The following is a 19,691-nucleotide window of genomic DNA, read 5'->3' as shown; positions in this document are numbered from 1 at the left end:
CACCGGCGCTCAGGTGAAGATGCCGTAGTGCAGCAGCAGCCAGATCGGGGCGATCGTGGCGAGCAGCGAGTCGAGGCGGTCCATCAGGCCGCCGTGGCCGGGGATCACCTGGCTCATGTCCTTGATGCCGAGATCGCGCTTGATGACCGACTCGCACAGGTCGCCGAGCGTGGCCATGACGACGGCGATCAGGCCGAGGGCCACTCCGATCCACCAGTCGCCGTCGAGCAGCCAGACGACCAGGGCGACGCCCGCGCCGACGGTGGCCAGAGCCGAGCCGGCGAAGCCCTCCCAGGACTTCTTGGGCGAGATGACCGGCGCCATCGGATGCTTGCCGAAGAGCACGCCGGCGACGTACCCGCCGATGTCGGACGCGATCGTCACCAGGATGAAGGTGATGATGCCCTTCACGCCCGGGTCGTCGAGGCCACCGCCGTCGCGGCCGCCCTCGGCGAGCATGAGCGCGACGAAGGAGCCCAGGAAGGGCACGTAGACCAGCGCGAAGACCGATGCGGTGGCGTTCTTGACGTAGCCGTCGATGCCGCGGCGCAGCAACCACAGCATGATCACCAGCGCGCTCACCGCGGTCGCCGTGACCAGGGCGGCGGAGCCCCACAGGTAGGCGACCACCACCATGACGACGCCACCGACCATCAGCGGCTGCTCGGGCAGGTCGATGTCCTTGGCGAGCAGGCCCTTGCGCAGCTCCCACATCGCCACGACCACGGCGATCGCGACGATCACCATGAACGCCGGCTTCCAGAACAGCAGGGAGGCGGCGATCGCGCTGAGCAGCACGACCGCGGAGCCGACCGCCGCCTTCAGGTCACGGCCGGCGCGGCCGTGGTCCTTGGTCGGGGCAGCACCGTCGGACGTCGAGGACATGTGGGGTGGGAGCGGATCGAGGTCAGACCTCGAGCAGCTCGGCTTCCTTGTTCTTGAGCAGCTCGTCGATCGCCTCGGTGTGCTTCTTGGTCAGACCGTCGAGGCGCTTCTCGGCACCGGTGACGTCGTCCTTGCCGACCTCGCCGTCCTTCTCGAGCTTCTCCAGGCTCTGCTTGGTCTTCTGGCGCACCTGGCGCACGGCGACCTTGCCGCCCTCGGCCTTCTCCTTGGCGAGCTTGATGAACTCCTTGCGGCGCTCCTCGGTCAGCTCGGGGAAGACGCAGCGCAGCTGCTTGCCGTCGCTCGACGGGTTCACGCCGAGGTCGGAGTCGCGGATCGCCTTCTCGACGTTGTTGATCGCACCCACGTCGTAGGGCGCGACGATGATGATCCGGGCCTCGGGCGCGGTGAACGACGCCAGCTGCTGCAGCGGCGTGGGCGTGCCGTAGTAGTCGACCAGGATCTTGCTGAACATGCTGGGGTGCGCGCGCCCGGCACGGATCGCCGCGAACTCCTCGCGGGTCGCGTCGACCGACTTGCCCATCTTCTGGTCGGCCTCGTTGAGGGTGTCGTTGATCACCGGTTCTCCTTCGTTGCCTTCTGCTCAGCCTGCGCTGACCCGCGTGCCGATCCTCTCACCCTGCACGACACGCAGGATGTTGCCCTCGGGCTCCATGCCGAACACGATCATCGGGAGCTTGTTCTCGCCGCACAGGGCGAACGCCGTCTGGTCCATGATCCGCAGACCCTGGGCGATGGCGTCGTCGTAGGTGAGCTCGTCGTACTTCACGGCGTTCGGGTCGACGTTCGGGTCTGCACTGTAGACGCCGTCGACGCCGCTCTTGGCGACCAGCACCACGTCGCACTTGCTCTCCAGCGCCCGCTGGACCGCGACCGTGTCGGTCGAGAAGTACGGGAGGCCCATGCCGGCGCCGAAGATGACCACGCGGCCCTTCTCCATGTGCCGGATCGCGCGACGGGGGATGTAGGGCTCGGCGACCTGGCCCATCGTGATCGCGGTCTGCACGCGGGTCTCCACGCCCTGCTTCTCCAGGAAGTCCTGGAGGGCGAGGCAGTTCATGACGATGCCGAGCATGCCCATGTAGTCGGCCCGGACCCGGTCCATGCCGCGCTGCTGCAGCTCGGCGCCACGGAAGAAGTTGCCGCCACCGGTGACGACGGCGATCTGGACGCCGGCATCCGCGACGGCCTTCACCTCGTGGGCGATCGCCTGCACGACATCGGGGTCGACCCCGACCTTGCCACCGCCGAACACCTCACCCGAGAGCTTCAGGAGGACTCGCTTGTAGCCGGCCACCAGGGTCCTTCCCGTCGTTCGTCCGTTCATCCTTCAGGCGGACCCGAGGCTACCGTGTCGGCACCCTGCTCAACGAACCCGCTGCACCCGCTTGCGGTAGTCCTCGCCGTTGTCGCCGTCGATGCCCGAGCTGCGGGTCCGGGCGATGTGGTCGATCTGCTCCTCGCCACCCTGGACCGGCTGGGCCTCGATGATCGTGTCACGCTCGAAGTCGTGGGACTTGTCGGTGTTGCGGTAGTAGCGGTAGAAGGCCCAGTACGTCGCCACCCCACCGGCGGGTCCCGCCGCGAGCAGCCACAGGCCGCCGTCGTCGGAGGCCTGCGCGAGGATGTCGGCGATCATGCGCTCGCCACCAGGATGGCACCCGCGATGCCCTCGAGGAACGTGCCGACCGTGAAGGCGGCGAGCAGCAGCTTGGGCTGCGAGACCGGGATGCTGCCCATCGTCTCCCCTGTCCGGGCGTTGACCGCGATGTAGTGGAGCAGCCCGTTGCTCTCCTGGCGGTAGGAGTAGAGCCACACCGGGAGGTACATCGACACCCACCGCGACCCGCCGACGTCGACCTGCTCCTGCTCCCAGCGCACGCCGCGGTCGAACCGGCCCAGTGACCCGCGGACCTCCGACCTGCCGATGGAGAGCAGCTGGTCCTCGAGGACCGGCTTCATCGCCTCCACGTTGACGTCGCGCTTCTCGCTGGTGAAACCGACGAGGTAGCTGGCGTTCCAGCGGACGGCGTTCTTGGTGTCGAAGGGCAGCACCGAGTTGACGATGTTATTGGTGTTCGCGGTGCCGAAGGACGCCCGCTCGGAGGAGCCCTCGACGGTGAGGTCGTCGACGGTGAAGCTGACCTGCCGGGAGAGCCGGTAGACGTCGGCGGCGTAGTAGGTCACCCGGTTGTCGCCCTGCTTCTCCGTCCACCGGCGGGTCTCGACCTCGCCCTTGCCCCAGTACTGCGACGCGGCCCGCGCGTCGATGACGAGATAGGGCAGGTAAACGCCCAGCACGTTCTCCGGGACGAACTCCTTCTTGAACCGCTTGTGGGCGAAGAGTCGCCGCTTCGAGGCGAACGCACGGATCTTCTCGACCGCCTCGTCCTTGGTCAGCCGGAAGGGCAGAACCGCGTCGGGGACGGCACCGTTGGGGATCTGCTGGTTGACGTTGAGCGTGTGCCGGCACCAGTGACACCGCGCGTTGAGGGCGTGGGCCGTGTCGACCACGACCTCCGCACCGCAGGCCTCACACTTGAAGGTGAGCATGTCGGCCGCGTCGGCCGCGATGTCTCCCGCGCCGCTGGCGATGACGGTGCCCTCGAGCTGGTCGATCCCCTCACCGAGGCCGAACTCCTCCTCGACCCGCGCCTCCTGCCACTCGTTGCGGCAGAAGAGGCAGATGAGCATGCCGGTCGAGCCGCGGAGCTGGACATCGGTCGAGCCGCACTTTGGGCACCGGTTGAGACCGTCCTTGAGGGACTCGTTGACGGTCTCGATGCTCGGCTTGGCCTCCGGGTCGGCCTTGGCCGCGGCGAGCTCCTCCTCGAGGGACAGTGGTGGTCCGTCGAAGGTGGGCTGTTGCGGCTCAGCGGGCTCCTGGGTCACAGACCGAGCGCCTTCGCCTTCGCCGCGTCGTAGTCGGCCTGCGTGATCAGCCCGGCGTCGAGCATCTCCTTGGCCCGCTTGAGCACGGCCATCGGGTCCTCCGCGGCCGGCTCGGCCGCGGCCGGCTCGGCCGCGGCCGCCGGAGCCGCGGGCGGGGCGGCCGGTGCCGCCGGGGCCTGGGCCGGCGGAACGGGCTGCTGGAGGCCGCCGAGGCCGATGCCACCGGCCGCCATGCCCATCCCGATCATCCCGCCGGGGCCGGCGTTCTCACCGGCCGCCTCCATGCCGGCGGCGACCGACGCCTGCAGGTTGGAGTTGCCGCGGGAACCGGACAGGGCATCGGCCCGCTGGACGTTCTTGAGCAGCTCACGCGTGTTGGCGTCGTACTCGATCGAGATGATCGCGGTCTTGACGATCTCCAGGCCGCGGTCGGTGCGCCACTGGTAGTTCTGCTCCACCGCGGCGGACAGCGACTGGGCGAACCCGATCGAGTCCTGCTGCAGGCGGGAGATCCGGTTCCCCTTGGCGGGGTCGTTGGTGTACATCGAGAACGCCGGGGCCAGGGAGCCGACGACCTCGTTGAACAGCTGCTCGCCGGCCGGGTTGTCGATGTCGGTGAAGTCGAAGGACTTGCGGCCGCCGATGACGTCGGCGGGCACGAAGTTGCGGATGAAGGTCAGCGGGTCGGTGATCTTCAGGGTGTAGGTGCCGCGAGTGATCGCGCCGACCTGGGTGTTGAGGAAGGCGTCGTCCCAGTAGATCTCCGACTGGGTGCCGAACTTGTTGTTGGGCAGCTCCTTGAGCGTCACGAAGACCGCGTTCTGCTGGGCCGACGGGCGGCCGCCGAACTTGAAGCGCTCCCAGCTCTGCTTGATGAGCGAGTCGACGAGGCCACCGCCGGTGAAGACCGACTGCGACGCGGGGTCGTCGGAGTTCCAGATGTAGGCGCCCGGCTCGGCGGCGAAGCCGGTGAACGCACCGTCCTCGAGGAGGACCAGTCCATAGCCCTCCGGCACGACAATCTTCGAGCCGTTGGTGATCACGCCCTCGGAGCCCTGGGTGTTGCTGCCCCGGCCGGCGTTCTGCCCCTTCGCGACGGCAGGGAAGACGGCCACGGTCGAGCCGATGCCGTCGGGGACGCCGTAGAAGTCGACCCACTGGTCGGCGAGGGTGCCGCCGATCGCGCCGATCGCAGCCTGAATGAGTCCCATTTGACGATCTCCTTCACCTGACACCGAAGTGCGCCCGCAAGCGCGGGACGCCGGTCCGACACATGTCCGATGGCCGGGCGCGACAAACCTACATCCTCGGCCGTACCGGGACAGGCGGAAAGAGGACCGGGAAAACGCCGACGGCCGGTGGTCACCCTGCGGTGACCACCGGCCGTCGATGCGGGTGAGCTACGCGCCGACCTCGAAGCGGGCGAACCGCTTCACGGTCGTGTTGGCGGCGTCGAGGACGGCCTTGACCGTCTTCTTCGACTCCGAGACCGACTCCTGCTCGAGCAGGACGATCTCCTTGAAGAAGCCGCCCAGGCGCCCCTCGACGATCTTGGCGACGGCAGCCTCCGGCTTGCCCTCCTCGATCGTCTTCTTGGTCAGGACGTCCTTCTCGGCGGCGACGATGTCCGCGGGGACCTCGTCGCGGGTGAGGTACTGCGCCTTGAGGGCGGCCACCTGCATGGCGGCGCCGCGGGCGGCGGTCTCGTCGCCGTCGTACTCGACGATGACGCCGACGGCCGGCGGGAGGTCGGCCGCACGCTTGTGCAGGTAGACCGCGACCGGGCCGTCGAAGTAGGCGACGTCGCCGAGCTCGATCTTCTCGCCGATGGTGATGGCGAGACCCTCGACGACCTGACCGACGGTGCTGTCGCCCAGCGGCAGCGCCTTCGCGGACTCGGTGTCGGTGGCCTTGCCCGCGGCGATCGCGTCGGCGATCTGCTGGGCGGCCTTGATGAACTCCTCGTTCTTGGCGACGAAGTCGGTCTCCGACTTCAGCTCGACGAGCGCGCCACCGGAGTTGGCCACCAGGCCCGCGGACGTCTCACGCTCGGCGCCGCGGGCGGCCGCCTTGGCGGCCCCCTTGACGCGGAGCAGCTCGACGGCCTTGTCGAAGTCGCCGTCGGTCTCGTCGAGCGCCTTCTTGCAGTCCATCATTCCGGCGCCGGTCAGCTCACGGAGCTTCTTGACGTCAGCAGCGGTGAATGCCATGGATCCTCGTTCGGTTTCTCGAAGGGGTGGACGTGGAGTGGCTCAGGCCTCGGCCGGAGCGTCGGCCGCGGGAGCCTCCTCGGCGGCAGGCGCCTCCTCGGCAACGGCCTCGGCGGCAGGCGCCTCCTCGACGACGGCCTCGGCGGCAGGCGCCTCCTCGACGACGGCCTCGGCGGCAGGCGCCTCTTCGACAGCGGCGTCGGCAGCGGCGGCCGGGGCCGTGTCACCTTCGAGAAGCTCGCGCTCCCACGCGGCCAGGGGCTCCTCGGCCGCCGGGCTCGCGGCGGAGCCGGCGCCGGAGCGGGACATGAGGCCGTCGGCCGCGGCATCGGCGATGACGCGGGTCAGCAGGCCCACCGCGCGGATGGCGTCGTCGTTGCCCGGGATCGGGAAGTCGACGTCGTCCGGGTCGCAGTTGGAGTCGAGGATGGCGATGATCGGGATGCGCAGCTTGCGCGCCTCCTCCACCGCGAGGTGCTCCTTGTTGGTGTCGACGATCCACACCGCCGACGGGACCCGGGACATCTCACGGATGCCGCCCAGGGTCTTCTCGAGCTTGGCGTGCTCCCGCTTCATCTGCAGGAGCTCCTTCTTGGTGCGGTTCGAGCCGGCCACGTCGTCGAAGTCGACGTCGTCGAGCTCCTTGAGGCGGTTGATCCGCTGGTTCATCGTCGCGAAGTTCGTGAGCATGCCGCCGAGCCAGCGCTGGTTGACGTAGGGCATGCCGACGCGGGTCGCCTGCTCGGCGATCGACTCCTGCGCCTGCTTCTTGGTGCCGATGAACATGATCGTGCCGCCCTTGGCCACGGTCTCCTTGACGAAGGCGTAGCTGCGGTCGATGTAGGCCAGCGACTGCTGCAGGTCGATGATGTAGATGCCGTTGCGGTCGGTGAGGATGAATCGCTTCATCTTCGGGTTCCAACGACGGGTCTGGTGTCCGAAGTGGACGCCGCTCTCGAGGAGCTGGCGCATGGTCACGACAGCCATGATTTCTCCTGTTTTCGTTTCTCAGTTGGGGCCTGTCGTCTGCACGCGATCCGACCGCGCGACCCGGGGGTCAGACGGACTGAGGATCGACGCCCACGGGCGACCGGAGCCGGAGGGGCCCCGTCGTGGTCTGCGGACGAGCGAATTCCGGTCCAGGGCGGACCGGTGCCTCTCAGCGTACGACGTCAGGCACTCGACGTACCAATCCGTGCCCTCGCCCCTCCCCAACCCCGGTCCTCCCCCGCGTCGTCCACAGACCGGGACGGCGCCCACCTCGCTCCGTCCCGGTCGGCACGCATGCTGCCGCCATGACTCGAGTCCTCGCGCTGGCCACGCTCCTCACACTGCTGGTCCCGTCCTCGGCCCGGGCCGAGGACCCGGTCGGCTTGTGGCCGCTCCAGCCGGTCCCGGAGGTGGTCCGCCACTTCGACCCGCCCGACTCCCCCTACGGCGCCGGCCACCGCGGCGTCGACCTGGCCGGACGCGTGGGCCAGCCGGTGCGGACCGCGCTGCCGGGGCAGGTGGTGTTCACCGGCCGGATCGCCGGGCGCGGGATCGTGGTGGTCGGGCACGGCGCCACCCGGACGACGTACGAGCCGGTGGCTTCCTCGGTCGCTGTCGGTGCCGACCTGCCGGCGGGAGCGGTGATCGGTGTGCTCGAGCTGGCGGGCTCGCACTGCATGCCCCGCGCTTGTCTGCACTGGGGCTGGATCGCCGGCGAGACCTACCTCGACCCGCTGCGGCTGGTCGGTGCCGGACCGGTGCGGCTCCTGCCGCTCTGGCGCGACGAGCCGTTCACCCGGAACGTCGGCCGACCTGACTTTGCTACGATTGCTACGCTGTTCGGAGCGAACCGATGAGCGCGATGACCGTCAGGAGCCGGGCCGTGGAGCGGATCCCCCACCGCGAGCTGCGCAACAACAGCGCGGAGATCCTGCGCCGGGTGGCCGCCGGGGAGTCCTTCGAGATCACCAATCACGGCCAGGTGGTCGCGATCCTGCGCCGGCCCGCCGCGGACGACCTCTGGCATGCCGAGATGGCGCGGCCCGCGACGAAGAGCCGAGGTTGGAACAGCATCAAGCGCGTCAAGGCGAAACGGCCGATGCAGGACGTGCTCGATGAGCTTCGCGAGGACCGGCTGTGAACGTCTATGTCGACACCTCAGCCGTCGTGAAGCTCATTGCTGACGAGGCCGAAAGCGACGCGCTCAGGGACTACTTGAACGGGTTCGACCCCAGGCGCGTCTTCTCCTCCGAACTCCTGGTGACCGAAGTCCGTCGAGCTGCGATGCGCAATGACGTCGAGCAGAGTCTGGCGACCGAGGTACTCGAGTCGATCAGCCTGTTCGAGATGACCTCTCCCCTGCTGCAGCACGCCGGCCTGCTGCCAGACCCCACCCTTCGTAGTCTGGATGCGATCCATCTGGCAACAGCGCTGCGGCACGGCGCGGACGTCCTGGTCTGCTACGACATCCGTCTCCGTACGGCTGCCGAACGACAAGGACTCGTCGCGATGTCCCCGGCATGATCCGGGGTCATGCCCGCGGATGCGCCTGCTGGTACGCCCGACGCAGCCGGTCGGTGGTGACGTGCGTGTAGCGCTGCGTGGTCGCCAAGGACGCGTGACCGAGCAGTTCCTGGACCGACCGCAGGTCGGCTCCGCCCTCGAGCAGGTGGGTGGCGGCGGTGTGGCGGAGCCCGTGCGGGCCGAGGTCCGGTGCGCCCGGGACGTCGGCGAGCCGCCGGTGCACCAGCGTGCGCACCGCCCGCTGGTCGATCCGGCCGCCACGGGCGCCGAGGAAGAGCGCGGGACCCGACCCCGGCCGCGCCAGCCCGGCACGCCCGTGGGCCAGCCACCGGTCGAGCGCCGTGGCCGCCGGCTGGCCGAAGGGAACGGTGCGCTCCTTGCGCCCCTTGCCGAACACCCGGACGACATTGCGATCGCGATCCAGGTCGTCGACGTCGAGGCCGCACAGCTCCCCGACCCGCATCCCGGTGGCGTACAACAGCTCGAGCATGGCGACGTCACGGAGCCCGACCGGGCTGCCGTCGTCGGCGAGCTCGGTCGCCGCGCCGATCAGCTGGGCGGCCTCGTCCACCCGCAGGACGTCCGGCAGGGTGTGGTGCGGCCGAGGAGAGCCGAGGGCCGAGCCGATGTCGCTCGGTATCCTCCCGGTCCGGGCCAGCCAGGCGGTGAACACTCGTGCCGCGGTGGCCCGGCGGGCGAGCGTGGTCCGCGACAGACCCAGGCTCTGCTGCTTGGCCAACCAGCTGCGCAGGCTCCGCAGGTCGAGGTCGGTCGCGTCGACGAGGCCCAGCCTGCCGGCATGCTCGAGGAGACCGGCGATGTCGCCCAGGTAGGCCCGCACGCTGTGCGGAGCCAGGTCGCGCTCGGCGACCAGATGACGCTCGTAGTCGCCGAGCATGCGCGCGAACGACTCCGGCAGCGCGGCCTGGGCGTCGTCGGTCATTGAGCGATCGTAGAGCGCACCTCCTCCCCCAGCCGCCAGCCCGACGGCAACCGCTCGACGTGTCCGTCGACGGCAAGACCGTCGAGAAGGAGCTCGACCTCCTCGATGCCGAGCCCCGCCACCCGCGCGATCGACGCCGCGGCGGCCGGCGAGGAGACCGGCACGGCGTCGAGGACCTGGCGGGCACGGATCGACAGCCGGTCGCGCGGCCCCTCGGGGGCGCGCCGGACGTCGAGGAGGTGCTCGCCCGAAGCGCCGAGCAGCTCCAGCACGTCGTCACCGCAGGTGACGAGCGAGGCGCCGCCCGCCCGGATCAGCTCATGCACCCCCTCGGAGGCCGCGCTGATGACCGACCCGGGCACGCCCATCACGGTGCGGTGCAACCGATCCGCCCAGGAGGCGGTGTTGAGCGCGCCGCTGCGCACGGCCGCCTCGACCACGACCGTGCCCTGCGTGAGAGCGGCGATGAGGCGGTTGCGGGCGAGGAACCGGATCCGCAGCGGCGCGGATCCGGGGGGCGCTTCGGACACCACCGCGTGGTGCTCGCCGAGATGGTCGAGCATCTGCTGGTGGGCGAGTGGATAGGCCCGGTCCACACCGCAGGCGAGGACCGCGACAGTGCGGCCGTCGGCGGTGACGGCGCCGCGATGTGCGGCGTAGTCGACACCGTGCGCGGCTCCCGAGACCACGGTCCGGCCGGCCGCGCCGAGGACGGCCGCCATGTCTCCCGCCACCTGATCGCCGTACGACGTCGAGGACCGCGAGCCCACCACGGCGACCGCGGGATCGAGCCGGTCGATCCGCAACGGGCCCCGCACCCAGAGCCCGACAGGGACGTCGCCGCGCGCATGCAGCATGCCGGCGCCGGACAGGTCGTCGAGTGGCGCGGGCCATTCGTCGTCGCCCGGGACCACGAACCGGATCCTGCGGCGCGCGGCCTCCTCGAGGACGCGCTCCGGCTGCGCACTCGCCAGCCGGCCCGCGGCCGCGACGAACTCGGACCGCAGGTCGGGCTGCTCCTTGAGGACCTCGAGGAACCGGACGCCGCCGAGCTCGCGGGTCAGGCCCAGGCACCGGACGTCCCCCGGCTCGGTGACGAGGTTGATCGTGGCGCGGGCGATCCGCTCCTCGTCGGAGACCGTCATGCGACGCCCTCCGCATCCGGCCGGGGCTGGAACATCGCGAGGTCGAGAGCCCGGCCGGACCGCAGGCGCAGAGCCGTGCGTACCTCGTCGACGTCGGGGCCGATGTCACGCCCGGCGCGGACCGAGCGCAGGTCGGCCACCGTCAGGGCCAGCCGGTGGACCCGCACGGCGCCGCGTGCGCTGAGCCGACCGCCGAGCAGTTCGGCGTCGACCAGGTGCTGAGCCTCGGACGGCAACGGCCAGGTGTCCTTGAGCCGGGGGCTCGGGATGTGGGCGTTCAACCGCCAGCTCCGCCCCGCGAATCGCTCCTCCTGCCGCCGCCGCGCGGCGGCGACCCGCTCACGCACGTCGGCCGACGACTCGACGGGGCAGAACGGGTCGTGGCTGGCGGGTGACGCCGGCTGCACATGGCGCACGATGTCGATCCGGTCGACGATCGGACCGGACATCCGTGCGCGGTAGGCGCGCCGCACGGTCTCGGCGCAGGTGCACCGGTTGGACCGCGCCGCCCGGGTGAAGTTGCCGCAGGGGCACGGATTGCTCGCCAGCACCAGGATGCCGCCCGCCGGCAGGGTGACCGACTCGTCGCGGCGAGCGACCGTGATGTCGCCGTTCTCGAGCGGCTGCCGCAACGCCTCGATGACGTCGGAGCGGAACAGGGGGAACTCGTCGAGGAAGAGCACACCGCAATGGGCGCGGCTGATCTCGCCCGGCTGCACCCGCCCGGAGCCGCCACCGACGACGCTCACCTTGCTGGCGTCGTGGTGGGGCGCGGCGAACGGGGGCCGGACCAGCATCCCGTGCCCCGGATCGAGCGCGCCCGCCAGCGAGTGCAGAGCGGTCAGCTCCAGCGACTCCTCCGGGGTCAGGTCCGGGAGGATGGTCGGCAGTCGCTCGGCCAGACTGGTCTTGCCGCATCCCTTGGGCCCGGACAGCTGCACCGGATGACCTCCGGCGGCGGCGACCTCGACGGCGTACTTCTCCTCGGCCAGCCCGCGCAGATCGGCGAGGTCGAGCTCGTCGAGTCGCTCGTCGCCCCGCCACGTGACCAGTCGCAGCCCGGTGGCGGCGGCGACGGGCGGCGCCGCGGGTGGCTCGTCGCCACCGAGCGACGCGACGACCTGACCGAGGGAGCGCACGCCGATGACCTCGAGGTCGGGCACCAGCATCGCCTCTCCGACCTGGGGCTCGGGCACGTAGAGGCGACGGGCGCCGCCCGCGGCTGCGGCCAGCGCCATGGGCAGCACACCCAACGCAGGACGAAGCCCACCGGCCAGGGTCAGCTCGCCGATGAAGGCGGTCCGGTCCAGCCAGGCGGACTCCAGCTGCCCGTCGGCCGCCAGCAGGCTGACGGCCATCGCGAGGTCGAAGTGTGTGCCGGACTTGCGCAGGTCGGCCGGCGAGAAGAGGACTGTGCATCGTTTGGTCGCGGGCCAGCGCAGGTCGGAGTTGATCAGGGCCATCCGGACCCGGTCGACGCCCTCGCGCAGGAGCGCGTCGGCGCGCCCGACGACCACCGTGGTGGGCTGCCCGACCGACACGTCGGTCTGGACGTCGATGAGGTGTCCGACGGCTCCGTCGAGCGCGACGCACCAGGCGGTGGCGAAGGGCATCAGGACAACCCCCGCACATGGTCGACGACCGAGGCCCCCTTGGGCGGGCGCAGCACCGCCACCAGATCGACCCGGATGCCGTCGGGACGGATCCCTCGTTCGATCATCCAGCGCTCACCCAAGCGTCGCAGCCGGTCGAGCTTGGCGTCGGTGATCGCCTCGTGGGGCGTGCCGGCGTCGAGCGAGGTCCGGGTCTTGACCTCGCACACCACGAGCGTCGCACCGTCGCGGAGCAGGAGGTCGACCTCGCCGTCGGAGCACCGCCAGTTGCGCTCCAGCAGTGTCATGCCGAGCGCTGTCAGGTAGCGGGCGGCCACGTCTTCGCCGTACGCGCCGATCGCCCGGCGGGCCTGTGCTGTCGTCGTCATGGGCCCAGGGTCCCCGGGGTCGGCGACGGCGACGCCGTACCGGGCATCGGCCTGTGTACGACGCGGTTCAGACGCCTGCCTGTGGAGGGCCGACGGCCCATCCCGATGCCGCTGGGACGGTCGAGGTCATCGATGCGGTCGACGTGGAGCCCGGCGTCCTAGGGCCGGTCATCGCGGGCAGCGAAGGAGCCGAGGATCTGTCGTGCATCACCAAGCTAGCCGCGCAGCGACGGCTGTCCGCAGCGGGGCTTCTTGAGCCCCAGCACGTCGACTCCGGCCACGGAGAGACCGGTCAGGTCGCCCAGCGGCCCGAGGATCAGGTTGTTGAGTCCCGTGATCAGCGGCCTCAAGACAGCCGTGGCGATCGGCATGATGTTGCCGAGAAGCGCGTTGACGATCGGGTCCACCAGGTAGCCGAGGAGTGGCAGCAGGATGTGGGTCGACACGTACTTCGTCGAGGAGACGGCCGGGTTGTAGTCGAGGCTGATGTCGGCTTCCTGCAGTCCCAGCGCCGAGGAGCCTGCCGAGTACGGCACGTTGTACTGCTTCGGCGGGAACGCGAGGGTGATCTCCGGCGGGGAGAGCGGGTCGGAGGGGTTGTTGATCCTGGCGATGAAGCCGATCCGGACCTCGGCCACCTTCACGCCGAGCGCGCCGAGGAGGTTGGCCGTGATCACCACCGGGACGTTCAGCGTCGTCTTGGCGAGCGCCCCCTGCATACCGAACTTCATCATGGGCGGGGCACAACTCAGATCGGTGAGCGTCGCCTTCCCGTAGGCCCCGTCGAGTGCCAGCGTCGCTCCCAGCCCCACCCTCACATCGGCGAGGGCGCCGAGCAGCGGTCCCAACAGCGGGAAGGAGGACGTGTTGAGGTTGGCGACCGTGCCGGTGAGATCCAGGTCGATCTGTGACGTCTCCTGGACGGTCCCCTTTCCGCCGCAGGCCGTCTGCGGCTTCTCGATGATGTTCAAGGAGCTGGTGAAGGCGGTGCCGAGGATGGGCAGACTGTTGACGCCCAGGTCGGGCAAGGAGACGGCATTGGTGCCGTTGGCGATCAGCGCGGACGTCGTGATCAGGTCCAGAACGTCGATCTCGCTGCTCAGGGCGGCATCCGCTCCCTGCGCGAGCCCGATGATGTCGCCGACCTTGATCGGCGGCAGTTGGGTGATGCCCAGTGCGACGGCATCCTCGATCAACTTCGCGCTGACCGCGTCGCCGTTCTTCTTCAGCGCCTCCGCGACCGCGAGGTAGAAGTCACCCAGGGTGACGCTGGTGTCGGCGAGCTCGTCGGCCGTGCCCGCATCGAGTGCGATGGCGATGTCCACGAGCGGGACCGTTGCGTCCAGGTTGAGCAGGCCTTGGTAGCCGACCGCTCCCAGCCCCAGGGTGTCACCGAGCAGCGGCCCGAGGAGAGCGGAGTCTCCTGAGCGCAGCTGGGCGGCGTACGAGCCCAGCGCGAAGCATGCGGACGTCTCTGCGCTGGCCACGGCGTAGCGGAAGGCTCCGCCCGAGCGGATGCCGGTGACGCCGCCGAACGCGAAGCCGGTCTTCGACTTGGCGAAGACCCTGACCGCTTCCGGGATGTCCACGTTGCTGGTCGTGCGCGTCCATCCGTCGGAACCTGTCTTCACGAACTCCCAGCACGCGCCGACCTCGCTCGGGACCGCGACCGAGTCCTTGGTCCGCGGGAACGCGCACGGCGCGGAGGTGAGCCGGTCACCGTAGCTGTCGTCGTTCCGCTTGATGCTCTCGGTGAGGGCCGTGGTGAAGTCGGCAGCTAGGTAACCGCTCACGGTGCTGCCGTTGAGCCGGCGCGCAAGATCCATGGCGCCGACGTCGGCGACGGCCTGCATGTCTCCGCGCACCACCCGCTGCTGGCCGAGGTCGACGGCGAAGGCTGCCGACACGACCAGCACGGGCGCCATCACGAGCGCCACGAAGACACCCGTCGCCCCCCGTTCGTCGCGGCGCCGGTCTCGGCGGCTCCCGAGCATCTCAACTCACCCGCGCGCTGGCCGTGTACCGGAGCTTGCCTCCGAAGCCGAAGGTGAATCCAGGGACCAGCGCATCATGGTCGACGACGACTGTCACCCAGACGCACTCGGCCCCTGACCCGCATTCCTTGGCGGCGGCGGCGGGATCGCTGCCGGGCGCGCGATAGCTGGTACCGATCTTGATGTCGCAGCCGCTGCAGGAGACGCCTTGTGACTGGAGCGCCGCGTCGACCGCCGCCCGGGCATCCGCGATCTTGGCGACCTCGGTCGTCTGCTGAGAGACCGCGCCGGCCCGCGCACCCTCCGCCGCGGCCTGGCTGACGGCCTGCCTGGCACTGAGGATGTCGCCGTAGTTGATGATGCCGAAGACCAGCGCCGCCAGCACGGGCAGGATCAGCGCGAACTCGACGGCCGCCGCCCCGCGTTCGCGGGACGACCCACCTGGCATACGACGCCTCATCGTGCCGGCCTCCCCCGGAATCGCTCCCATGACGCCCCCGAGCGGCGTTGAGCCTGAGGATAGTGGGGCGTGACACGCTCTGGCAGCAGTTCCTGGATCATTGTGCCCGGACGGCCCGGTCGGGGTAGTCCGGAGGGAGTAGTCCGAGGTGACTACGTGGCACCGTGCCGCGCTCCTCCCTGCGAACGGGACGATGTCCCGCCCTCGCACCGTCAATTCGGAGCATGGTCCATGGCGCGCCGAGGCCAGGGAGGGTCGCGGCGGTCGGCCTAATCTCGCCGCTACGGCCACGGAACCGCCTCCCGACCTCGCGACCGACGGCGAATTGGGCCGACAATCGAGGCGGGAGTCCTGGCTCGTTCTCCGGGCCGGCAGGGGGAGGCGGAGATGGATCGGCGACGGTGCGCGCGTCGCGGCGACGGGCGGAGAGCGGAGCGCGGCGCGGCAGCGGTCGAGTTCGCGCTCGTGGGCACACTGCTCGTCGTCCTCGTCTTCGGCATCCTGCAGTACGGCCTCTACTTCAACGACTCGCTCAATGCCCACCAGGGCGTCCGCGAGACCGCCCGGATGGCGGTGGTCGGCAAGAACCCCTCCGCATGCCGTACGACGACCGGCTGGTCCACGATCGCCTGCACCGCCGAGACCATGCTGGGGACCGCGCCGGGAGACACCTACGTCAACGTCTCCGCCCCCGACGGCTGGTCCCGGGGCAACTCCCTGCGCGTGTGCGTCCTCGTCAGGTCCCGGAGCGACTTCGGCATGCTGCCGCTCCCCAACGACGGCTATGTCCGCGCGAGCCTGCGGATGTCGATCGAGCAGGACACGACCAAGCCGCCCGGGAGCGGGACGGCGGACAGCGCGCCGAGCGGACAGAGCTGGTCATGGTGCGACTGAGGAAGGCCGAGGACGAACGCGGTGCCGTCGCCGTCCTGACGGCACTGCTGGCCGTCGTCCTGCTGGTGGCCGCGTCCTTCGTGATCGACCTCGGTCTCGCCCGGGACGTGCGCGGCCAGGCCCAGAACGCGGCCGACGCATCCGCCCTCGCCGCCGCCAACGTGCTCTACGGCGAGGACGGCGAGCCTGATCTCACGGCGGCGGTGAGCGCCGCGACGTCGTACGCGGCCAGGAACTTCGGCGTCGACCCCTCCGCCTGGGCCTCCTGCACCGACCCGGCCGCCCTGCCCGTCCCCTCGTCCTCACCGTGCGTCTCCTTCGACGACGCCGAGCGTCCGACCCGGGTCCGGGTGCGGGTGCCGAGCCGCCGCGTGCCGACGGCCTTCGCCGGCCTGGCCGGCGTCGACGAGGTCATCGTCGCCGCGTCCGCCACCGCACAGCTCGACCCCGGCGTCGTCTTCCGGTGCTCACTGTGCGTCCTCGGCGAGGGGCCGCACACCCTCGGCAACGGCGACGCCACGGTGACCGCCAGCAGCGTGCACTTCAACGGCAGCGTGTCGACCGGGCCCAACGGGCACGTCGAGGCCATCGGCCACCAGATCACCGTCGAGACCAGCGCCACGGGCAACTACGAGCCCAAGGCCGAGACCGTCTCGCAGCCGATGGGCGACCCGCTCGAGGACTTCGTCGTGCCTCCTCCGTCCGGATCCCCCCGGTCCGACCCGTGCACCGACGGCCCCGGTGTCTACGGCTCCCGCTCCTTCGGCAACAACGAGACCTGCGTCCTGACGCCCGGCCTCTACGTCCTGACCGGCGTCTGGGCGATGGGCAACAACACGGTCTTCCGAGGCTCCGGCGTCACGCTGTACGCCGTGTGCGGGAGCCCCGACGCCCCGCGAGCCTGCGCGCAGGGCGGTGAGCTCGGCGGCCAGTTCAACGCCAGCAACGGCGACGAGCTCACCCTGACCGCCGGGGCGAACGGCTTCGGCGATCTGGCGATCGTGTACGACCGCAACAACACCCAGTCGATCCACGTCCAGGGCAACGGCGAGACCAATATCGCGGGCAGCATCTACGCCCTCCGCTCGATGCTCTACGCGAACGGCAACTCCGGCAACGGCGTCACCAGCGGCTCGATCATCGTCGACAGCCTCTACATGAACGGCGAGAAGTCGCACCTGAAGGTCACCAACGGCCTGGACCGGGAATGGCGCCGACCTCCGGAAGGCCTGCACCTGAGCGAGTGAGCCTCCGGGCGGAGCTCAGGACTTCGGCAGCTCCAGGTCGGAGGTGGCGAGCTCCTCGACGTTGACGTCCTTGAAGGTGAGCACCTTGACGTTCTTGGCGAAGCGCGCCGGGCGGTACATGTCCCACACCCACGCGTCGGTGATCGTCACCTCGAAGAAGACGTCGCCGCCCTCGGAGCGGGCCTTCACATCGACCGTGTTACAGAGGTAGAACCGACGGTCGGTCTCGACGACGTACTTGAAGATGCCGACGACGTCGCGGTACTCCCGGTAGAGGTTCAGCTCCTGCTCGGTCTCGTACTTCTCGAGCTCCTCGGCACTCACGAAGCCGACTCTAGCCCTCCCCCCCAGGCAGCGGCTCGAGACCGGCCGCGCGTCGTACGTTGACGAACCGCATCCGATGGATCGGCGACGGTCCGTGCTCCTCCAGCGCGGCCGTGTGGGTCGCGGTGATGTAGCCCTTGTGCGTCTTGAAGTCGTACACCGGCCACTCCCGGTCGAGGTCGACCATCAGCCGATCGCGGGTCACCTTGGCCAGCACCGAGGCCGCGGCGACGCAGGCCGCGACCCGGTCGCCCTTCCAGACCGCGAGGCCGGGCGCTCCGAGGCCGTCGACGGGGAAGCCATCGGTCAGGACGTACGACGCCGGGAGGGCCAGCTTGGCGACAGCGCGGCGCAGCGCCTCGACGTTGGCGACGTGCATGCCGAGGCGGTCGCACTCGTCGTGAGGGATCACCACGACCGACCAGGCCAGCGCCCGCTTCACGACCTGGTCGTAGCAGCGCTCCCGCGCGGCGGGGGTCAGCAGCTTGGAGTCGGCCAGGCCCGGCACGATGCCGGCCTTGCCGGCCGGCAGGATCGCCGCCCCCGCCACCAGTGGGCCGGCGCAGGCACCGCGACCGGCCTCGTCGACCCCGGCGATCGGCTCGAAGCCGTGCCGGCGCAGGGCCCGCTCGTAGCCGTAGATGCCGGCGTCGCGGCGTACGGTCGCTCCTCTGGGCAGGGTGGACATGCCCCTCTCTCCCCTCCGGCTACGCCCCGGGGACGGCGTCGGCCTCTTCCGCCTTCTCCAGCAGGTCGGCCGGCGGGTCATCGGGGATGCCCTCGAACACCTCGGGCCGGCTGATCCAGCGCCACCGGTCACGGGGCCAGATCAGGGTGAAGACCTTGCCGACGACGAGGTCGGTGTCGACCCACGGACTCTGGGTGCAGGGATCCTCCTCCGCACCGCACAGGTGCGCGCGGGAGTCGGCCGAGTGGCCGCGGTTGTCGCCGAGGACGAGGAGCTTGCCCTTCGGGATCGGTCCGATCGTCCAGTCGCAGGGCCGCGCGATGGCCGTGTCCTCCGCGCTGACCCAGTCGCTGATCTCGGCGTTGCACTTGCCGGGGTCGGGGCCGAGATAGTCGGACTCGTCGATCGCCTTGCCGTTGACCATGATCCGGCCCTGCTCGTCGCAGCACTCGACGACATCGCCCTCGGTGCCGATCACGCGCTTCACGAGATGGCCGCCCGTCGGGTACAGCCCGACCTTGGAGAGCAGGCTCGCGAAGCCGGTCGGTCCCTGGCTGTCGGCCGATCCCAGCCACTCACCGGGGTCCTTGAAGACGACCACGTCGCCGCGGTGCGGGCTTCGGCCGAACCAGTAGGAGACCTTCTGGACGAGGATCCGGTCGTTCTTGACCAGCCCGGGCTCCATCGACTCCGACGGGATGTAGAAGGCCTGCATGAACAGCGCCTTGATGACGATCGCCAGACCCAGCGCCACCGCCAGCAGCAGGATGCTCTCCTGCCAGACCGGCAGGTGCTTGCGTTTGGGGGAAGCGGACCGGGAGGCCGCCCGATCGGTCGCCTCGGGGTCGGGGACCTCGGCGGCGGAGTCCGGTGCGGTGTCGTCGGTCGTCACGAGGTACGAGTCTAGGAGTGCGCCCCAGCGCGGACGCACGAAGGCCCGACCGAGACGGTCGGGCCTTCGTGAGAGGCGGTGCTGAGCCAGGCTCAGATCTCGCGGCGCTCCTTGATCTTGGCCTTCTTGCCGGTGAGGTTGCGCAGGTAGTAGAGCTTCGCGCGGCGCACGTCACCGCGGGTGACGACCTCGATCGCCTCGAAGATCGGCGAGTGCAGCGGGAAGGTCCGCTCGACGCCGACGCCGAAGGAGACCTTGCGGACGGTGAAGGTGCGGCCGACACCGGAGCCGTGGATGCGGATCACGACGCCCTGGAAGATCTGGACACGGGAACGGCTGCCCTCGATGACCTTGACGTGGACCTTGACGGTGTCACCGGCGCGGAAGTCGGGGACGTCGTCGCGCTTGGCGGCGTTGCCGAGGTCGGTGACCAGGGCGGGGCTCGGGTTGCTCATCGTTCTCCTCGCGAGTGCGCACAGGTCAGCCGCGGTTGTGGTGGGGTGGTGGTGAGAGGCGTGCGGTCGGCGGTTCCCCTGTGGCAGAAGCGTCCGCGCACCGACCAACGATCCTCCCACACGGCACCGGACTCCACGAAATCTGC

The 19,691-nt window shown here is 70.1% G+C and carries 23 protein-coding genes; 5 read left to right on the top strand and 18 right to left on the bottom strand.

Annotation, left to right across the window (positions count from 1 at the left end):
* Positions 1-9: 9 nt before the first annotated feature.
* From RB608_RS02425 to rpsB, 8 genes are all read right to left on the bottom strand, one after another.
* Positions 10-885: a phosphatidate cytidylyltransferase gene (locus RB608_RS02425; protein ID WP_308086179.1), complete on the bottom strand. Its 876-nt coding sequence runs from the start codon at positions 883-885 to the stop codon at positions 10-12.
* A gap of 22 nt (positions 886-907) precedes the next feature.
* Positions 908-1,462 carry a ribosome recycling factor gene (gene frr, locus RB608_RS02420; protein ID WP_308086252.1) on the bottom strand — a complete coding sequence of 185 codons (555 nt, stop codon included), beginning with the start codon at positions 1,460-1,462 and terminating at the stop codon, positions 908-910.
* A gap of 27 nt (positions 1,463-1,489) precedes the next feature.
* The gene (gene pyrH, locus RB608_RS02415) at positions 1,490-2,233 is read right to left on the bottom strand and encodes a UMP kinase (protein ID WP_392390960.1); all 744 of its coding nucleotides are present in this window, start codon (positions 2,231-2,233) and stop codon (positions 1,490-1,492) included.
* Between the two features lie 39 nt (positions 2,234-2,272).
* A complete protein-coding gene (locus RB608_RS02410) occupies positions 2,273-2,545 on the bottom strand; it encodes a hypothetical protein (protein ID WP_308086178.1) in 273 nt (90 codons plus the stop codon).
* On the bottom strand, positions 2,542-3,798 hold the full coding sequence (locus tag RB608_RS02405) for a hypothetical protein (RefSeq protein WP_308086177.1): 1,257 nt from the start codon (positions 3,796-3,798) through the stop codon (positions 2,542-2,544). The genes RB608_RS02410 and RB608_RS02405 overlap by 4 nt, the downstream gene beginning before the upstream one ends.
* A complete protein-coding gene (locus tag RB608_RS02400; protein WP_308086176.1) occupies positions 3,795-5,009 on the bottom strand; it encodes an SPFH domain-containing protein in 1,215 nt (404 codons plus the stop codon). Before RB608_RS02400 ends, RB608_RS02405 begins: the two co-directional genes overlap by 4 nt.
* A 189-nt stretch (positions 5,010-5,198) precedes the next feature.
* Positions 5,199-6,008 (bottom strand): translation elongation factor Ts, encoded by an 810-nt coding sequence (tsf, locus tag RB608_RS02395; RefSeq protein WP_308086175.1) that lies wholly within the window; start codon positions 6,006-6,008, stop codon positions 5,199-5,201.
* Between the two features lie 42 nt (positions 6,009-6,050).
* Complete coding sequence (gene rpsB / locus RB608_RS02390) at positions 6,051-6,995, bottom strand: 30S ribosomal protein S2 (protein WP_308086174.1); 945 nt, start codon at positions 6,993-6,995, stop codon at positions 6,051-6,053.
* Positions 6,996-7,303: 308 nt separating this feature from the next.
* On the opposite strand from rpsB, the gene RB608_RS02385 reads away from it, so the two are divergent.
* The 3 genes from RB608_RS02385 to RB608_RS02375 are packed head-to-tail and all read left to right on the top strand — an operon-like array spanning position 7,304 to position 8,522.
* Positions 7,304-7,855 carry a peptidoglycan DD-metalloendopeptidase family protein gene (locus RB608_RS02385; RefSeq protein ID WP_308086173.1) on the top strand — a complete coding sequence of 184 codons (552 nt, stop codon included), beginning with the start codon at positions 7,304-7,306 and terminating at the stop codon, positions 7,853-7,855.
* A complete protein-coding gene (locus RB608_RS02380) occupies positions 7,852-8,139 on the top strand; it encodes a type II toxin-antitoxin system prevent-host-death family antitoxin (RefSeq protein WP_308086172.1) in 288 nt (95 codons plus the stop codon). The genes RB608_RS02385 and RB608_RS02380 overlap by 4 nt, the downstream gene beginning before the upstream one ends.
* On the top strand, positions 8,136-8,522 hold the full coding sequence (locus RB608_RS02375; protein WP_308086171.1) for a type II toxin-antitoxin system VapC family toxin: 387 nt from the start codon (positions 8,136-8,138) through the stop codon (positions 8,520-8,522). Before RB608_RS02380 ends, RB608_RS02375 begins: the two co-directional genes overlap by 4 nt.
* Positions 8,523-8,529: 7 nt before the next feature.
* Here RB608_RS02375 and RB608_RS02370 read toward each other — a convergent pair whose 3' ends face one another.
* The 6 genes from RB608_RS02370 to RB608_RS02345 form a co-directional block, all read right to left on the bottom strand.
* Positions 8,530-9,465, bottom strand: a complete 936-nt coding sequence (locus tag RB608_RS02370) for a tyrosine recombinase XerC (RefSeq protein WP_308086170.1) — start codon at positions 9,463-9,465, stop codon at positions 8,530-8,532.
* Positions 9,462-10,610 (bottom strand): DNA-processing protein DprA, encoded by a 1,149-nt coding sequence (gene dprA, locus RB608_RS02365; RefSeq protein ID WP_308086169.1) that lies wholly within the window; start codon positions 10,608-10,610, stop codon positions 9,462-9,464. The genes RB608_RS02370 and dprA overlap by 4 nt, the downstream gene beginning before the upstream one ends.
* The gene (locus RB608_RS02360; protein ID WP_308086168.1) at positions 10,607-12,223 is read right to left on the bottom strand and encodes a YifB family Mg chelatase-like AAA ATPase; all 1,617 of its coding nucleotides are present in this window, start codon (positions 12,221-12,223) and stop codon (positions 10,607-10,609) included. Before RB608_RS02360 ends, dprA begins: the two co-directional genes overlap by 4 nt.
* Positions 12,223-12,591, bottom strand: a complete 369-nt coding sequence (locus RB608_RS02355) for a YraN family protein (protein WP_308086167.1) — start codon at positions 12,589-12,591, stop codon at positions 12,223-12,225. Before RB608_RS02355 ends, RB608_RS02360 begins: the two co-directional genes overlap by 1 nt.
* 215 nt (positions 12,592-12,806) lie before the next feature.
* Complete coding sequence (locus RB608_RS02350; RefSeq protein WP_308086166.1) at positions 12,807-14,528, bottom strand: hypothetical protein; 1,722 nt, start codon at positions 14,526-14,528, stop codon at positions 12,807-12,809.
* 58 nt (positions 14,529-14,586) lie between these two features.
* Positions 14,587-15,045 (bottom strand): pilus assembly protein, encoded by a 459-nt coding sequence (locus RB608_RS02345; protein ID WP_308086165.1) that lies wholly within the window; start codon positions 15,043-15,045, stop codon positions 14,587-14,589.
* A gap of 387 nt (positions 15,046-15,432) precedes the next feature.
* On the opposite strand from RB608_RS02345, the gene RB608_RS02340 reads away from it, so the two are divergent.
* Positions 15,433-15,939 (top strand): TadE/TadG family type IV pilus assembly protein, encoded by a 507-nt coding sequence (locus RB608_RS02340; RefSeq protein WP_308086164.1) that lies wholly within the window; start codon positions 15,433-15,435, stop codon positions 15,937-15,939.
* Positions 15,927-17,186 (top strand): pilus assembly protein TadG-related protein, encoded by a 1,260-nt coding sequence (locus tag RB608_RS02335; RefSeq protein WP_308086163.1) that lies wholly within the window; start codon positions 15,927-15,929, stop codon positions 17,184-17,186. The genes RB608_RS02340 and RB608_RS02335 overlap by 13 nt, the downstream gene beginning before the upstream one ends.
* 15 nt (positions 17,187-17,201) lie before the next feature.
* Here RB608_RS02335 and RB608_RS02330 read toward each other — a convergent pair whose 3' ends face one another.
* From RB608_RS02330 to rplS, 4 genes are all read right to left on the bottom strand, one after another.
* Positions 17,202-17,510, bottom strand: coding sequence for a DUF2469 domain-containing protein (locus RB608_RS02330; protein ID WP_215817211.1), 309 nt, complete (start codon positions 17,508-17,510; stop codon positions 17,202-17,204).
* Positions 17,511-17,520: 10 nt separating this feature from the next.
* Entirely contained in the window at positions 17,521-18,198 is a 678-nt protein-coding gene (locus tag RB608_RS02325; protein WP_308086162.1) for a ribonuclease HII, read from the bottom strand.
* 19 nt (positions 18,199-18,217) lie between these two features.
* The gene (gene lepB / locus RB608_RS02320) at positions 18,218-19,090 is read right to left on the bottom strand and encodes a signal peptidase I (protein ID WP_308086161.1); all 873 of its coding nucleotides are present in this window, start codon (positions 19,088-19,090) and stop codon (positions 18,218-18,220) included.
* A gap of 92 nt (positions 19,091-19,182) precedes the next feature.
* Positions 19,183-19,545 (bottom strand): 50S ribosomal protein L19, encoded by a 363-nt coding sequence (gene rplS, locus RB608_RS02315; protein ID WP_308086160.1) that lies wholly within the window; start codon positions 19,543-19,545, stop codon positions 19,183-19,185.
* Positions 19,546-19,691: the final 146 nt, after the last annotated feature.

The organism is Nocardioides sp. LHD-245, assembly GCF_030929495.1.
GTDB lineage: Bacteria > Actinomycetota > Actinomycetes > Propionibacteriales > Nocardioidaceae > Nocardioides.
The sequence above is the reverse complement of the archived record's forward strand: the minus strand, read 5'-3'. Positions and strand labels throughout refer to the sequence as shown.

Bases quoted from the DNA above. Each gene is read 5' to 3' on its own strand.
- RB608_RS02355 (WP_308086167.1), bottom strand. From the start codon at position 12,591: ATGACGACGACAGCACAGGCCCGCCGGGCGATCGGCGCGTACGGCGAA.
- RB608_RS02325 (WP_308086162.1), bottom strand. From the start codon at position 18,198: ATGTCCACCCTGCCCAGAGGAGCGACCGTACGCCGCGACGCCGGCATC.
- RB608_RS02410 (WP_308086178.1), bottom strand. From the start codon at position 2,545: ATGATCGCCGACATCCTCGCGCAGGCCTCCGACGACGGCGGCCTGTGG.
- tsf (WP_308086175.1), bottom strand. From the start codon at position 6,008: ATGGCATTCACCGCTGCTGACGTCAAGAAGCTCCGTGAGCTGACCGGC.
- RB608_RS02360 (WP_308086168.1), bottom strand. From the start codon at position 12,223: ATGCCCTTCGCCACCGCCTGGTGCGTCGCGCTCGACGGAGCCGTCGGA.
- RB608_RS02335 (WP_308086163.1), top strand. From the start codon at position 15,927: ATGGTGCGACTGAGGAAGGCCGAGGACGAACGCGGTGCCGTCGCCGTC.
- RB608_RS02340 (WP_308086164.1), top strand. From the start codon at position 15,433: ATGGATCGGCGACGGTGCGCGCGTCGCGGCGACGGGCGGAGAGCGGAG.
- RB608_RS02370 (WP_308086170.1), bottom strand. From the start codon at position 9,465: ATGACCGACGACGCCCAGGCCGCGCTGCCGGAGTCGTTCGCGCGCATG.
- rpsB (WP_308086174.1), bottom strand. From the start codon at position 6,995: ATGGCTGTCGTGACCATGCGCCAGCTCCTCGAGAGCGGCGTCCACTTC.
- RB608_RS02380 (WP_308086172.1), top strand. From the start codon at position 7,852: ATGAGCGCGATGACCGTCAGGAGCCGGGCCGTGGAGCGGATCCCCCAC.
- pyrH (WP_392390960.1), bottom strand. From the start codon at position 2,233: ATGAACGGACGAACGACGGGAAGGACCCTGGTGGCCGGCTACAAGCGA.
- RB608_RS02345 (WP_308086165.1), bottom strand. From the start codon at position 15,045: ATGAGGCGTCGTATGCCAGGTGGGTCGTCCCGCGAACGCGGGGCGGCG.
- rplS (WP_308086160.1), bottom strand. From the start codon at position 19,545: ATGAGCAACCCGAGCCCCGCCCTGGTCACCGACCTCGGCAACGCCGCC.
- RB608_RS02425 (WP_308086179.1), bottom strand. From the start codon at position 885: ATGTCCTCGACGTCCGACGGTGCTGCCCCGACCAAGGACCACGGCCGC.
- dprA (WP_308086169.1), bottom strand. From the start codon at position 10,610: ATGACGGTCTCCGACGAGGAGCGGATCGCCCGCGCCACGATCAACCTC.
- RB608_RS02400 (WP_308086176.1), bottom strand. From the start codon at position 5,009: ATGGGACTCATTCAGGCTGCGATCGGCGCGATCGGCGGCACCCTCGCC.
- RB608_RS02385 (WP_308086173.1), top strand. From the start codon at position 7,304: ATGACTCGAGTCCTCGCGCTGGCCACGCTCCTCACACTGCTGGTCCCG.